The sequence below is a fragment of the Kitasatospora sp. NPDC085895 genome (genome assembly GCF_040702125.1).
Taxonomy (GTDB): Bacteria; Actinomycetota; Actinomycetes; order Streptomycetales; family Streptomycetaceae; genus Kitasatospora; species Kitasatospora arboriphila.
Genome location: NZ_JBFBJY010000127.1, coordinates 1 through 14,279 on the forward strand (window position 1 = coordinate 1; position 14,279 = coordinate 14,279).

General features: G+C 70.5%; 8 protein-coding genes and 2 pseudogenes. 5 read left to right on the forward strand and 5 right to left on the reverse strand.

The genetic code is table 11. From position 1 onward, the window contains the following. Positions 1-476, reverse strand: a 476-nt coding sequence (locus AB0442_RS39200; protein ID WP_366168309.1) for a transposase family protein, incomplete at its 3' end; no start/stop codon positions are given. Between the two features lie 566 nt (positions 477-1,042). Here AB0442_RS39200 and AB0442_RS39205 point away from each other — a divergent pair. Beyond that, positions 1,043-1,216, forward strand: a pseudogene (locus AB0442_RS39205) (YdeI/OmpD-associated family protein); the annotation flags it as partial. 96 nt (positions 1,217-1,312) lie between these two features. On the opposite strand, the pseudogene AB0442_RS39210 reads toward AB0442_RS39205, so the two are convergent. Continuing rightward, positions 1,313-1,979: pseudogene (locus AB0442_RS39210) on the reverse strand (ATP-binding cassette domain-containing protein); the annotation flags it as partial. Between the two features lie 921 nt (positions 1,980-2,900). Next, complete coding sequence (locus tag AB0442_RS39215; protein WP_366168302.1) at positions 2,901-6,044, reverse strand: EAL domain-containing protein; 3,144 nt, start codon at positions 6,042-6,044, stop codon at positions 2,901-2,903. A 490-nt stretch (positions 6,045-6,534) separates the two neighbouring features. Here AB0442_RS39215 and AB0442_RS39220 point away from each other — a divergent pair, with 490 nt between their 5' ends. Next, positions 6,535-8,892 carry a bifunctional diguanylate cyclase/phosphodiesterase gene (locus AB0442_RS39220; RefSeq protein WP_366168303.1) on the forward strand — a complete coding sequence of 786 codons (2,358 nt, stop codon included), beginning with the start codon at positions 6,535-6,537 and terminating at the stop codon, positions 8,890-8,892. Between the two features lie 650 nt (positions 8,893-9,542). Here AB0442_RS39220 and AB0442_RS39225 read toward each other — a convergent pair. Further along, complete coding sequence (locus tag AB0442_RS39225) at positions 9,543-10,178, reverse strand: hemerythrin domain-containing protein (RefSeq protein WP_366168304.1); 636 nt, start codon at positions 10,176-10,178, stop codon at positions 9,543-9,545. A 397-nt stretch (positions 10,179-10,575) separates the two neighbouring features. Next, complete coding sequence (locus tag AB0442_RS39230; RefSeq protein WP_366168305.1) at positions 10,576-11,067, reverse strand: MarR family winged helix-turn-helix transcriptional regulator; 492 nt, start codon at positions 11,065-11,067, stop codon at positions 10,576-10,578. A 109-nt stretch (positions 11,068-11,176) separates the two neighbouring features. Between AB0442_RS39230 and AB0442_RS39235 the strand changes: the two genes are divergently transcribed. From AB0442_RS39235 to AB0442_RS39245, 3 genes are all read left to right on the forward strand, one after another. Next, a complete protein-coding gene (locus tag AB0442_RS39235) occupies positions 11,177-12,019 on the forward strand; it encodes an NAD(P)H-binding protein (RefSeq protein ID WP_366168306.1) in 843 nt (280 codons plus the stop codon). A 54-nt stretch (positions 12,020-12,073) separates the two neighbouring features. Then, positions 12,074-12,475 (forward strand): MarR family winged helix-turn-helix transcriptional regulator, encoded by a 402-nt coding sequence (locus tag AB0442_RS39240; RefSeq protein ID WP_366168307.1) that lies wholly within the window; start codon positions 12,074-12,076, stop codon positions 12,473-12,475. 1,414 nt (positions 12,476-13,889) lie between these two features. Beyond that, the gene (locus AB0442_RS39245; protein WP_366168308.1) at positions 13,890-14,159 is read left to right on the forward strand and encodes a hypothetical protein; all 270 of its coding nucleotides are present in this window, start codon (positions 13,890-13,892) and stop codon (positions 14,157-14,159) included. Positions 14,160-14,279: the final 120 nt, after the last annotated feature.

A 14,279-nucleotide genomic window follows, 5' to 3' on the forward strand; every position in this document is an offset into this window, starting at 1 on the left:
GCCGGCCCACAGCGTGCGGCCCTGCTCGTCGGCGACGACGGTGGGCCCTGGACCTCGGTCGCGTCCAGCCGCAGCACCACACCCTCGGCCTGCGCGTAGGCGAACACATCCGCCAGGGTCCGCAGCTGGATGCCGGGCCGGTCCGGCACCGCGAAGCCGCGCTGGGCGAGCAGGCCGCGGATCTCGGCGACCGCCCGGGTGATCGTGGAGCGGTCCACGCCGAACAACAGCCCCAGGACCGCGTGCGGCAGGTCGTGCCGAAGGTGGATCAGCGTGGCGACCACCCGGTCGGTGAACACCAGCCGGTGCTTGGCACCCGCACCAGCGGCCCGGCGCCGTGCGCCACCGCGGGCCGTGTGCCGCCTGCCCTCGACCACCGCCTGCCACGGCGCGGCGAGCTCGACCACCAGATCGGCCAGGTGTCGACGCGAAACGCCGGTCAGCACCCGATGACCGAGAACAGCACGGTTCACCACGATCGTCACAGTGACAGATCATGCCGCTCCCGGCCTGGCCGAGGCATCCCCGCCGCCATTACGAGCGGGACCTGCCTGCCAGTGGTACAGGGTCGGTCCCGGCCGACCGGCTCTGATCTGGGCCACGCCCGCGTCTCACGTTCCCCTGCAATCTCGGTGCCCGGGACCATGGGCAACTGGGGACGGCAGTAATCCGGGCGCCGCGCTTGGCCGGGAACCGGCCTTTTGCCCACCGCTTGGAAACGGCCAGGCCCACCGGCGAGCACGTGGTGGCGGTCGAGCGCGCGGAGCGGGCTCGACCGGCTGCGCCGGGCCGGCGGCAGACCTGGCCTATTCGGGAGCAGTCGATCGCGGCTCCCCTGTCTGTCTCGAAGGTCGTGTGTGGCGCGCCACGAAGCGCCACCTTCGTCGAAGACAAGTACGAATTGGCGGGAGGGCGCACGGTGTTCGGGGCGGCGTTGGCCGCGTTGGCGGCCGCAGACGGCACAGCGGTGGCGACGGCTGCGGGCACGGACGCCTGGGCGGGCGTGTGCACCGGCGTCGTCTGGTGGTTCAGCCCCGAGGAGGTGGCCTCCCTCGCCGAACCGGCGGACCTGAGAACCCCTATGGACCGCGACCAGCGGACCCGCCGCTCCTGGGAGGGATCCCCGCCGTCCGCCAGACGGGCGATCCTCGCTTGGATCACCTCCGCCCGTCGTCCCGCCACCCGTGATCAGCGCATCGCTCTCACGGCGGCGGAGACGGCGGCCGGGCGGCGCGAACCCGTGGCGCTCGCCCGGAACCGGATCCTGACTGCCGGGCCAGGGCACGTACGGCACGGTCCGTCACACCTCGGTTCAGGCCAGTTGCGCCGCCTGGAGTTCGGCGTAGGCCCTGTTGCGGGCGATCAGCTCGGAGTGGCTGCCGATCTCGGCGATCCGTCCGCCGTTGAATACCACGATGCGGTCGGCCCCCTTGACGATAGACAGCCGGTGCGCGACGACGAGGACGGTGCGGTCGCGCACCAGCCGTCCGAGGGCCTGCTGGACCAGGGTCTCGCTGTGGGAGTCGAGGGCGGAGGTGGCTTCGTGGAGGAGCAGCACGGCGGGGTTCCGGATCAGCGTCCGGGCAATGGCCGGTCGCTGGCGCTGCCCGCCAGCGAGGCGGGCTCCGCGCTCGCCGACGAGGGTGTCGAGTCCGTGCGGCAGCCGGTCGACGCACTCCATGGCGTTGGCGTCTCGCAGGGCACGGTCCAGGTCCGCTTCGGAGGTTCCGGACAGCCCGGAGGTGACGTTGTCGCGGATGCTGCCCTCGAAGGGACCGACTCCTGGGGCACTACGGACAGGAATCTGCGGTAGTTGCGTAGGTCGAACTCTTCCATGTCCCGGCCGCGAGGAGGATCCGGCCCTCGGTGGGGCGAAGGAAGCCGATCCCCAGGTTGAGTACCGTCGACTTGCCCGCGCCGGAACCGCCCACGAGGGCGATGGTCTCGCCGGGGGCGACGTCCAGGGTGAATTGACGGAGTGGCTGACCGGCTGGCTTGAAGGGAACGGCACCTTCCCCGAGGCCCCAATGCGCGACTGTTCCAACTGCTGACGAACAGCCAGGGGCGCAGCACGGAGATCACGGAATCGCGGTCAGAGCCAGATTCAGCGAGCGTCATCAGGCCCGCCGTGCGGCCCCGTCCGGCCGCCGTCGCCCCGTGGCCCGCTCGCCGGGCGGCCCGGCGCAGTCGCCCAAGTGGGCCCGAGCGGCCCTGGAGCGGCGTGGAACCCGAGGACCGGCCCCGTCGTCCACTCCGCTCCACCACCGCCGCCACCAACCGCCCACCACCACAACCACCCACCACCCAAGAAAGAGGGTTGCCGGGGAAGCCGATTCGCCTTGACAGAGGTGACTGACCTGCACAAACGCCAAGATCGGCGCGGAGCCTCGTGGTAGGGAAACGGTAGGGGAGACGACGCAGCACTGGCAACCTTGACGGCGGCGGCAGTTCCTTGACGTCCCGTCAACGAGGTGCCGGGGCGGGTTCGCCGGTGACGGGTGGGAGCTGGCATGATCCGTGCGCGCCCGTTTCGCCATTGTCTGGGCGCGCGGCTCCGCGGGCCGGGTTCGACGAGGTCATCAGACACCCGGCCCAGAGCTACCCTCCACCCGCATCCCCGGCCCGCGGTGCGGCCGGGGTCGGCCTTCGCACGGGAGCCAGCCACCGGCGGCCGGAACCGGAACGACCGGTAGCGCAGAGCGCGTGCGGATCCGGCAACGCGACGGCACCCGCCCGTGATCCGTGCTGATCCTGTGCGGTTCGGGGTCTGTATAGCCGAGCCGCACCAGCAGGAGGTCGTGATCCGGGCAGAACCGGCAGCGGTTCCGCGGTCAACCGAGTCCCAGTGACCGAACACATCATCCGAGCCACCGATTTCCGCCCCTGCCTGCGGATCCGGGTCAGGCCTCGACCCGGCGGGCCAGGGCCCGCTCGAGAGCCGGGGTCAGAATCAGGGCCTCCGCCTTGTCGGCCGGGAGCGGCCGGGAGAACAGGTAACCCTGGCCGAGCGGGCAGCCCATGGAGATCAGCAGCTCTTGCTGGGTCGTGTTCTCCACGCCTTCGGCGATCACCTTGACGCCCAGGGTGTCTGCCAGATGGGTGATTCCCTCCACCAGGGCGTACTGCTGCGGGGAACGCCCGAGCTTGTCGATGAACGACTTGTCGATCTTGAGTATCGAGATCGGGAACTCGCGCAGGTAGCTCAACGAGGAGTAGCCGGTCCCGAAGTCGTCGATCGCGATGCGGATACCGAGGTCGGTCAGATCGCGCATCACTGTCCGGATGCGGTCGTCGTGCCTCATCAGGACGGTCTCCGTCAGTTCGAGGATCAGGCTGGACGGCTCGATGTCGGACAGCTCCAGCGTGTGGTGCACCGCGTCCAGGAAGCCGTCGTCCCGGAACTGCCGCGGTGAGACGTTGACGCTCACGTACGGCGCCCTGCATCGTGCGTCGGGCTGCCATGGCCCCGGCAGCTGCCGCCAGCGGACCTCCTCGGCTGCCGCCTGACCGAGCACCCAGGCACCCAGGGGGACGATCTGGCCGCTCTCCTCCGCCAGGGTGATGAACTGTTCCGGGAGTACCATGCCTCGCGATGAGTGCGGCCAGCGGACCAGCGCCTCGAACCCGGCGATCTTCCCGGTGACGAGTTCCACGATGGGCTGGTACAGGACCACGAACGACGTTTCGACCGGCGAACTGTCGAGGCTCTCTTGAAGTTGGTGCCGCTCGGCCATACCGCTCTGGAGGACGGGCTGGTACCCGCGCCACTGGCGCTTGCCGGCCGTCTTCGCGGCGTACAGGGCCAGGTCGGCATGGGTCAGGAGTTCGACCGAGTCGATGCTGTTCTCGGTGGTGGCGATGCCCACGCTCGCGTAGACGCTCACCGGCCCGACGCTGAGGCGGAACGGTTCCGCGAACACACTGATCACATGGTCGGCGAAGGTCTCGACATCTTCGGGCGTCACCGAGTCCTGCACCAGCAGGGCGAACTCGTCGCCGCCGATGCGGGCCGCGGTGTCGGACGCCCGGACAGTCGACGACAGCCGAAGCGCGACGGCTACCAGTAACTCGTCGCCCACGCTGTGCCCTTGGATGTCGTTCACGACCTTGAAGTCGTCGATGTCGACGAAGAGCACGCCGACCACGGTGCCTTCGCGCTGGCTCTGGGTCAGCGCGTGGGTGACCCGGTCCTGGAACAGCACGCGGTTCGCGAGGCCGGTGAGCGAGTCGTGGAAAGCCTGGTGGGTGAGTTCACGTTCGAGCATGCGCTGCTCGGTGACGTCCCGGAGGGTGAGCACCAGGCCACCGACCGTTGCCTCGGTCCGCAGGTCACTGCATCTGACCTCGACCTCGATGACCGCGTGATCGACGCGCATCATCCGCCAGTGGTCACGTCTGCCCTGGCAGTCGCGGGTCCGCATCTGCGCGAGGGTGTGGACCACCGAGCCGGTGTCCTGCGGAGCGATCAGGTCCGTCAGCAGGACTCCTTCCAATGAGGGATGGCCGAGGATCTGGTCGGCCGAGGGGCTGGCGTACCGGATCCTGTCGTCGTCGTCGAGGATCAAGATGACGTCGGATGCGTTCTGCACCAGGGTCCGGAAGTAGGCCTCGCTCTTGCGCCGGTCGACCTCTTCACTGAGGGCGATCCGTTCGATCGCGAGGGCGGCCTGGGCCGTCAGCGTGACCAGCGAGTCCTGAAGGACAATGAGGTTCCGCTCGTCCCCGCCCACGATCAGTGCCCCGGTGCCCGAGTCCGCGGAGCCGTCCGGCGCGGTCTGGTCCTCCGGGCGGTCCGGCAGGGCAAGCGGGCAGACCACGGCGCTGTGCGCCTCGCCGAGTTCCGCGGCGAGGTCCTGCTGCAGGCCGGCACGGCTCACCGGACGGGCCTCGCCGCTTTGCGTCAGGTCCTGCACGACCCGGGCGGTCTCCGGGGACGACGCGCGGCGCTCCCCGGTGTCGGCGCGGATCAGCCACAGGACGTCGCCGTCCCTGATGGCAAGCAGCGCGCTGTGGCTCGGGTCGTCCCGCAGCAGCGAGGCGACGCCGGTGCGGACCGCGGCGGCCGTGTCCCGGATGTCGGTCGCGGACCCCAGCGAGGCCACGGCGATGCGCAGGACACGCTCCCGGCCCACGGCCTGCCGATGGGTCGCCGCGATGCCCGCCAGCCGGTAGAGCACCAGCACGAAGAGGACGGCCGAGAAGGCGCCCATGACGCCGACGTCGGTGGTGACACCCCGCGCCGCCTGCAGCAGGAGCATGGCCGGCGCGATCAGCGAGGCGAGTGTGAGCAGGCCCAGGCGGCCGCGCGCGGTGTCGGCGCGCCACCGGACGGGTTGGGTCAGCGTCACCATGGAGGGGTGGATGGCAGCGGCGCCCCAGGCTCCGTAGAACACCGCCCAGCCCAGCTCCACCGCCGTCCCGGTGTGCCAGGTCCCGTGCAGTTGGATGAGGGCGTACAGGATGTCGGAGGTGAGCAGACCGACCGTACCCACGGTGAGCAGCACCAGTGACGGGCTCTTGCCGCCGCGGGGGGCGAGCAGGCGCAGCAGCACTGCCAGCACGAGGATGTCCCCGAGCGGGTAGGCGACGGAGATCGCCTTCTGGAGCCAGGTGAGACCGGCGACATGGGTGTAGGGAACGAGCAGGTAGATCCAGACCAGCAGGGCCAGGCCGGCCGTCAGGATCAGCGCGTCGACGAAACTGACCCGATCGCGCCCGGCCGAACGCCAGCGGATGAATCCCAATAGCCCCATCGCGTACAGCCCGTACGTCGCGAGGTAGAAGGCGTCGGCGAGTGACGGGAACGGGTTCTCCTCATGCAGGAACTGGATCAGGACGATCTGGGTCGCTTCGCCCGCCGCGAAGCTGAGGTTCGCGGCGGCGAGCACCAGCCAGGGCAACCGATGGGACGGACGGTTGACGAAGACGCCCACCAGCATGCCGCTGACACCGGCCAGCCCGATTCCGACGAAGATCAGCCGTTGGTCCGGGAACGCATAGTAGAGGGCCGTGAGCAAGGCCACCGATACACCGAAGCCGGTCATCAAGGGGATCCAGCGTCGTTGGGTATTCAAAACCCTGCCACCTCCGACGCATCGTGCGAGGAAGTCCCAACTGGAGAATTTTTCGACACAAATCCGTTCTTAGTATACCCGCTTCACGGAATTCATACGTACACGGATGGTAGCTGCTGCCGCCCATGCGGCCGTCGTGACGCACTGTCATGTCGTCTCCGACCGGGCGCCCGTCCCTTTGGGGCCGGCCCGGCCCGGGAGTCCGCACCGGCCCCGCCGCCGCAACCCTGCGTGATCCGACCTGACCAGTGCTCAGTTCTTCCCGGACGACCGGGCCGAGGCCACGGTGACGGAACCGTGGCCGCCAATCAGTTCGGTTGACCGGCAGTCGGACGGAAGCCCTGGTTTGCGATCTCGGAGTGTTGGCCCTTGGCTGGAGGTATCCGGTCCGGCACCTCCGAGCCGGTGGCCCCCGCAGGCCTGCCTGTTCCGAACACCGGTCTGGTGGTGAGGAGGGCATATGGGCTGGCTTCGCGGCCGGTGGAGCCGCCGCGACGACGCGTGGTGGGCGTTCCTGGTGGCCGGCACCGCGATGATCGTGGCGTTCGCGCTCACGTCCTCCTCCGTCCGGTTCGTCCTACCCGTGATGCTGTCGGCGGCGACGTGCCCTGCGATCGTGGCGGGGGTGCGCATGCACGGGCCGGCCCCGGCCGCCGCCTGGTACGTGCTGGCTGCGGGCACGGTCCCCTACGCTGCCGCGGATACGGTCTGGGGGACATACCAGGTGCGCGGGGAGGAGGTGCCGTTCCCGGGGCCGGTCGACGGCCTGTACCTCGTCGCCTATCTCCTGTTCGCCGCCGGTCTGTTGATGCTCACCGCCCGGCCGGCCAGCCGGGCGGGCTGGGCCGGCTTGCTGGACGCGGGAATCGTCACGCTGGGATTCGCCACGCTGTCCTGGATCTTCATCCTCGGCCCCTACACCCGCAGCCGGCTCCCCCCGCTGTCACTCGCGGTGACGGTGGCCTATCCGGTGACCGACTTGGTCCTGCTGTGCCTGGCTGCCCGTCTGGTGCTGACGGTGGGCCCCCGCGGCCCCTCCTTCCTGTTGCTGGTCGGCTGGCTGGTGACGACCCTCGGTGCCGACGCCCTGTACTACGGGACAGTGGCGACCACTGGGAGCGCGATCGGGGAAAGCATCTCCGAGGAGGGCTGGATGGCCTCCTACGCCTGTCTGGGGGCAGCGGCTCTGCACCCGTCGGTGGCCCGGAGGGCGCCGCCGCAGGAGAGCGGAACGCTGGTCCTCTCCCGTCCCAGGCTGGCCGCCATGTTCGGGCTCGCCCTGGTGGGGCCGGCGATCGTGGTGTGCAACGTCAGGGGGATCAGGGACGACGCCACGCACATCGCCGTCCTGGTGGGCATCATGGCTGCACTCACTGTGCTGCTGATGCTGCGTGTCAGCCTGCTGGCCCGCTACGCCCAGGCCAGAGCGGCCGAGGCGCGTGGGCGGGCTCGGGCCCTGGAGGAGTCGCTGCGTGAGCAGTCGATGCTCCAGCAGCGGCTCAGTCACCAGGCCTTCCATGATCCGTTGACCGGCCTGGCCAACCGGCTACTGTTCGGGGAGAGGCTGGAGACAGTGGTCCAGCGGCATCCGGTCCCGCCGTCCGCCGGGCTGCTCCTGCTGCTGGACCTCGACGGTTTCAAGGACGTCAACGACACCCTCGGCCACCCGACCGGTGACGAGCTTCTGGTCGCCGCCGCTCACCGGCTACTGGGCGGCGTACGCAGCAGCGATCTGGTTGCCCGGTTGGGCGGCGACGAGTTTGCGGTGGTGGTGGAAGAGCTTGGCGAGGACGACCTGAGCGAGTACGTCGAGCGGATCCTCGGACAGTTCAGGGGCCCGTTCGTCGTCGGTGACCATCGCTCGATCGAGGTGACCGCGAGTGTGGGCGCCCGGCTGATCCGGGAGCCGGCCGAGGCGACGGATGTGCTGAGGGACGCCGATGTTGCGCTCTACGTGGCCAAGGCGGAGGGGAAGAACCGCATGGTGCTCTTCGAGCCGCACATGCGGCATACCTCCCAACCCTACGCCTGGATGGCCGATCCCCTGGGGAGCGCGCTCAGCCGTGACGAACTGCTGGTGTACTACCAGCCGGTGGTCGAGCTGACCACGGGCGACGTGGCCGCGGTGGAGGCCCTCCTGCGTTGGGCGCGGCCCCACGGCGGGCCCGTCCCGCCCGACGAGTTCGTCCCGGTCGCCGAGGAGACGGGCGCGATCGTTCCGATCGGCGCTTGGCTGATGCGGCAGGCGTGCCTTCAGACCCGCCGCTGGCACGAGGCGCTCCCCTCGCATCGGCAGATCTACGTCCTGGTCAACGTCTCGGACCGTCAGCTGCGGGACCCGGGGTTCGCCGGCACGGTGGCCGACGCCCTCCAAGAGAGCGGGCTGGATGCCGGCTCGCTGGTTCTCGGGATCAGCGAGGGCACGTTCAGTGGCGACGGGGAGGCCGCCGCGGCCCAGCTCGCGACAGTCCGCGGACGGGGTGTCCGCATCTCCGTCGGCGGCTTCGGGTCCGGAGCCGTCCTCACCCGTCTGCGCGACGTCCCGGTCGATGTCTTCAAGATCGACGCCCGCGTCGTGCGGAGCACCGGAACAGCCCGGGACGACCTTCTGCTGCGGGCCATCGTCGACCTCGGCCGCGACCTCGGCCTGGACATTATCGCGGAGGGTGTCGACACCCGTGAGCAGGCCGACCGCCTCCGCGCCCTCGGCTGCCTCCAGGCCCAGGGCTTCCGCTTCGGCCGGCCCATGACGGGGCGCATGATGGAGGGGCACCTCCTGACGCGGTCGAAGGGCCTGCCTCGGCCGAGCACCTACTGAGCGCTGGCAGTAGGCGGCGACCCTGTCGAGGATCTTGTCGGCGGTCGTTGGTCCACAGGAACAGGCGTGGGTGGTCATTCCAGTCGGCGAGCCAGCTGCGGATGTCACGTTCGAGGGCCCGACCCAGTGTCCATTCACGGTGGGGATTGACGGGATGGCCTGGGGGTTCGGTGGGTTCCGTTCGTGTCGGAGCGGCCGTCGTACGACGATCTCGTCACGCTGGTTGCGGTACAGGACAGCGTGATCGATGACTTAACCCGGCGAACCTATGCGGTCAGAGCACTAGTCACCATGACCTTCAGCGGCTCCTTGTGCGGGCGCGGGACACAGGCGTGGCTTGGGCATCGACGCGTGCCGGTTGGTGGTGTTGCTGTCCTCGTGCCCCTGGGCGGGCTTGCGTCGTTGCGCCTGGGTGAGCGCCCGGACCGGGGTGCATTTGGGGGTCCTGCTTCTGTGCCCGTTCCGGTGCACCCCCGTGGTGCCCGGCCCGGCAGGGTACCGCCCGCCGGGGCGGCCGGCGGTACACGCCGGCCGCCCCGATCAGCTGCTTGCACACGCCGCAGATCGCTGCCCTGCACTCGCAGGGCGGCGGCCCTTTGTGTGGGCCCCGGATCCCCCGACCGGTACGTACCGGTGGGTGCCAGGGGTTCCTACGCCCGGGCGATCGCGCCGCTGTTGCGGCGGACGCGGGTGGTGGTGCGGTCGTAGAGACGGGTGCCGACGGTGTGCCAGAGGAGGCGGGCGGGGGCGGGCATCTGCGAGAGGAACAGGCGGCGTTCGTGCGCGGTCGCGTCTTCGAGGATCGCGCCGAGGAAGATCAGGAGCTTGGTCTTGGGAACGCTGCGGCGTCCGCGTTCGCCGACCTCGGACCACTCGTGGGGCGTGATGTGCTCGGCCATCAGGGGGAGGAGGTGTTCCTCTTCGTCGTCCATGTGGGCGGCGGCGTGCCGGTCGAGCTCGCGCAGGGCGTCGGCGAGGTGAAGGGCGGTGTCGCGGTCGGCCCGGGTCCGCCAGCGGCGCGACAGGTCGGTGGCCTCGGCGAGCGCGCCGGCGATGGCTTCGTGTTGGGTGGCCATGCGCGCGACGACATCGCTGCCGGGGGCGGCGCGTTTGCGGAGTTTGGGCCACAGCAGGTCGTCCTCGCCCTCATGGTGTTCACCCAGGGCGCCGAGGACCAGGTCCAGGTGGTCGGCCAGCGTCGAGACGCGCTGCCTGTCGCCGGGAGCAGCGGCTTCGATCAGGCCGGCCAGGAGCGGTATCTCGCGGCGGAAGACACGGTGGAGCACGACCATCTCCTGCGGGTCCAGGCGGTCGGTGACAGGGGGCGGGCCAGCGGCGGACATCTGGATCCAGTTCGGTCGGGGAGCGGCGATCGCCCCGGGAACGCGCAGCCTAGTGCCCCTGGCCTCGGCCCGGCGACGGCGCCGCCGGGCCGAGCGGGCAGCATGCTCACGACGACGTGCTCCTCTTCGGTGTTCGGCTGACGTGCCCGCGGACCCGGCCTGCGCGGAACGGCTCTCCAGGCCGCTCCCGAGGCGCGGCTCTGCGCCGACCGGGGGCGTCCTTCCCGAGGCGAACGCGGCCGAGGCGCTGGCTGCGATGCGACAGGCGTCGGCCCGCTCGGCGTGCTCCCGCAGTTGCGGTAGACGTCGCGGCGGTTGTTCGCGGCCAGGACCCAGACGATCAGGCGGCCGTCGTCGACGGGCTGCGGTCCTTCAACTGCGCGAGCGAATCGACGTACTTGAGCATCAGGCGGGCGAACTCGAGGCGGTCGTGCTCGGCCCAGTCGGCGGTGATGTACTCGAAGGCCTCGCGCTGGTGGCGTCGGAAGCGTGCCATGAGGTCGGCGCCCTCGGGGCTGAGCAGGAGGACGGTGCGGCGGCCGTCCTGCTGGGAGGCGGCACGGATCAGGTAGCCGGCCTTGATGTTGTCGGTGACCATCCGGCTGGCGACCGAGGGGTCGACGCCGAGGAGTTCGGCCACCGCCCCGACGGTGATCTCTTTGTCGGAGTCCCGGGTGTGCTCCAGGACGATGTTCAGGACCAGGGTGCGGCTCAGGTCCTTGGCCGAGATGGGGTTCTCGACCTCCAGCAGCGAGGTGCGGCGCAGCTTGGAGAACGCGGGCCCCACGGCGTTCAGCAGTTCCTCGGCCGTCTGCGGCTCGTTCGTCGTCATGCCCCCATCGTAGGGTCCATGAGCCCTGAAAGGCATGTGTTGACGTGACATTAGATGCATGCCAGCATGCATGTGTCCAAAGGCATGCTATGAATTTTGGAGAGCTTCCATGACCGTCCTCGTCACGGGCGCCCGAGGCAAGATCGGCCAGGCCGTCATCAACCGCCTGCACACCGCCGGCCTGCCCGTCCGCGCCGCCAGCGCCAAGCCCGCCGAACTCGCCGTCCCCAGCAGTGTCGACATCGCCGAAGTCGACCTCAGCCGCCCTGGGGCCTCCCGGGACGCGCTCGACGGCGTGCGTCAGGTCTTCCTCTATCCCCAGCCCGAGGGCATCGACGCCTTCATCGAGACCGCACAGACCGCCGGTGTCGAGCACCTTGTCCTGCTGTCCTCCTCCTCGGTCCTGGCCGCCGACGCCGAGACTGACCCACTTGCCGCACACAGCCTCCACGTCGAGCGTGCCCTCACCGCCGCCAAGCTGCCCTGTACCTTCCTGCGCCCGGACGCCTTCGCCAGCAACGCCCTCGGCTGGTCCCACTCCATCAGCCGCGGCCTGCCGATCCAGCTCGCCCACCCCGACGCGCACATCGCGCCCATCCACCCCGAGGACATCGCCGACATCGCCGTCGAAGCCCTGATCGGCACCACCCTCAAGGGGCGGGCCATCACCCTCACCGGCGGCCAGTCCCTCACCTTCCGCGAGCAGATCGCCGTCCTGGCCGACGTCCTCGACCGCGACATCCGCGTGGAGACGATCACTCACGAGCAGGCAGAGCAGCAGATGGGCCGTTTCATGCCCACCCCGATGGCCGGCTCCCTGCTCGCTCTCTGGGCTGCCGCGTCCACCGGCCCCGCCGCCATCGCCGACACCACCCGGACCCTGCTCGACAGGCCCGAGCGCACCTTCCGGCAATGGGCGACCGAGAACGCCGCGGCCTTCGCCGCGCGCTGACTGCCGCCGCTTCCAACCCCGCACCGTCCGCCGCACCACTGAAGGAGCGTCTCCATGAAGCCCATCGGCTACTGGCTCAACCGCACCGACAAGGCCCTCACCCAGTACATGAACGGCATGCTCAACGAGTTCGGCCTCACCCGGACCGCCTGGCAGGTCCTCAGCGTCATCCGCGACACCCCCGACGCCGCCGACGCCGACATCCGCACAGCCCTCGCACCCAACGCCGACCGCCACACCCTGACCACCGCCATCGACGCCGTCCTCGCCGACGACTGGGCCACCCGCCCCGCACCTGGCCGACTCGTCCTCACCGCGACCGGTCGCCGGCGCCTGCTCACCGTCGAGGACCGGGTCAACGCCTTCCGTCAGCTGTCCACGCTCGGCATCACCACGGAGGACTACCACACCGCCGTCAGCGTCCTCGAACGCATGACGCACAACCTCGAAGCCTGAGGGAGTAAGGAAGCAATCGCTTCCCTTGTGGACGACCGTCCGAAGCGACCGGGACAGACGCCAACGCCCTCCTGCGCCGGTCAGGCCCCGACCGCCGTGACCGGACCATGCGCGCCCCCACTGCCCTCGCCCGGTGACCCTAGGGTCGGGCGGGGAACCGATTGAGCCGGATTCACCTCCATAGGCACTCGGTCCGGCTGCTTCCTCTTCGGTGGCACCGGGGGTGAGGTCTCGGTAGGCCGCACGGGCTGCGGCCAGGAGCCGTTCCGGATCGGCGATCACCACGTCCTGGCGCGTCCGCACGCTGACCACCATGCCCGCGCTCGGAACCATCGGCTCATCCATCGCGCCAACCTATCCGGTTCGCCCACTGCCCCACCGCCTACCACCCCACCGGCCCGGGCCGATCCCGCAAAACCCCACCGGCCCGGCCCGCCCTCCGCCTCCGGCCGGGCGCACGATCGCCCGACCCGTCCCCCACCACCCCACAGCGGCGGCATCCGGCATCTGCTATCCGCCCCCCGGCCGTCCGAACGGCCACGGGCCACACAGCCGACACCCGGGCGGCCAGCCCTGGCCGCCCCGCCGCCAGCCCCGGGCCCTGCCCCCGGCCGTACCGGGTCCCGGTCGGTCGCCCGGTCGATCGGCGACTCCCGCCGCGTGGACAGGCTGCGCAGCGGCAACCGGCCCTGCCGAGCGGGGGAGTGGACACAGCGGGGATCGTGGCTCCGGCTCGGGCACCGGCACCGGACCGCCGGCCGCCCCACCAGATGGCCCTACTGAGGCAACAACCCGGCGGCGCAATCCAGCCCCCGGCACGCGGCCACGGGTCCCTTCCGAATGATCGCCGGGCTCAGCCGCCTGCCGCTGCAGGGCCTTGCCGCCCGCCTGAACCCGAGGACCGAACACAGCCGGGAGGACCCCGACGAGATCGACGCCGCCATCTCAACGCCCCATCAGCCACACCGTGCTCTCAGCCGCATGACGCACGACCAGACGCAGATCCGGGCGTGTCTCCACCGCTCCCACAAGGACTCCCGACCACCCGCCCGCCGTCCTCCCCGAAGCCCCCGGACCGGGCCAGGACGCCACCACCTCCACCGGCCGCCCCGACACCGACCAACCCACCTGACACACCCGCCCGCACGCCGGCAGCCGCCGCGAAAATGGATCGTCCCTCGACCTCGGTTCAGTAGCCCGGGGCCCGAAAATCCCCGCCCCGGCTGTGACGGTTCGCCTCCGCACCCTCCCACCTGACGGGTATGCAGCGATTCGCACCGGCGCCGGACCGCGGGCGCCACCAACCTCCCCGGACCGCGGGTGCACCACCCACCGGCCCAGGCCGACTGCGACCGACCGGCCGACCACGGACTCGGATCTCCGCACGGCCCGACCGGTAGGCCATACTCGACCGGTGAAACATGGTGGATTCTCCGAGTCGCTCCTGCGGTGCGCCGTCTGGGGCGGGGCCCTGCTCGCGTCCCCGTTGCTGCTCGTGGCCGGCGGTCCGGCCCACGGCCGGTTCATGCGCCACCTGTGCAGGGACAACGGGCCGGGCCTGTTCGACAAGCAGCGGGGCTGGGTGCATCCCGGGTACTGGGTGGTGATGAATCCCCTGGTCCTCGCCCCGGCCTGGCCGACCCGGCGGGGCGGCCTTCTCCCGGCCAAGGCCGTAACCACTTGATCGGCGCGGCATCGCAATAGTGCCCCCCCGCCCCGCCGCGTCCTGCCGCGGGCCGGGATCACGGTGCGGTGAACGCCGGCATGTTCTTCCTCCTCGCCCCGGACGACTCCTGCGCCCAGG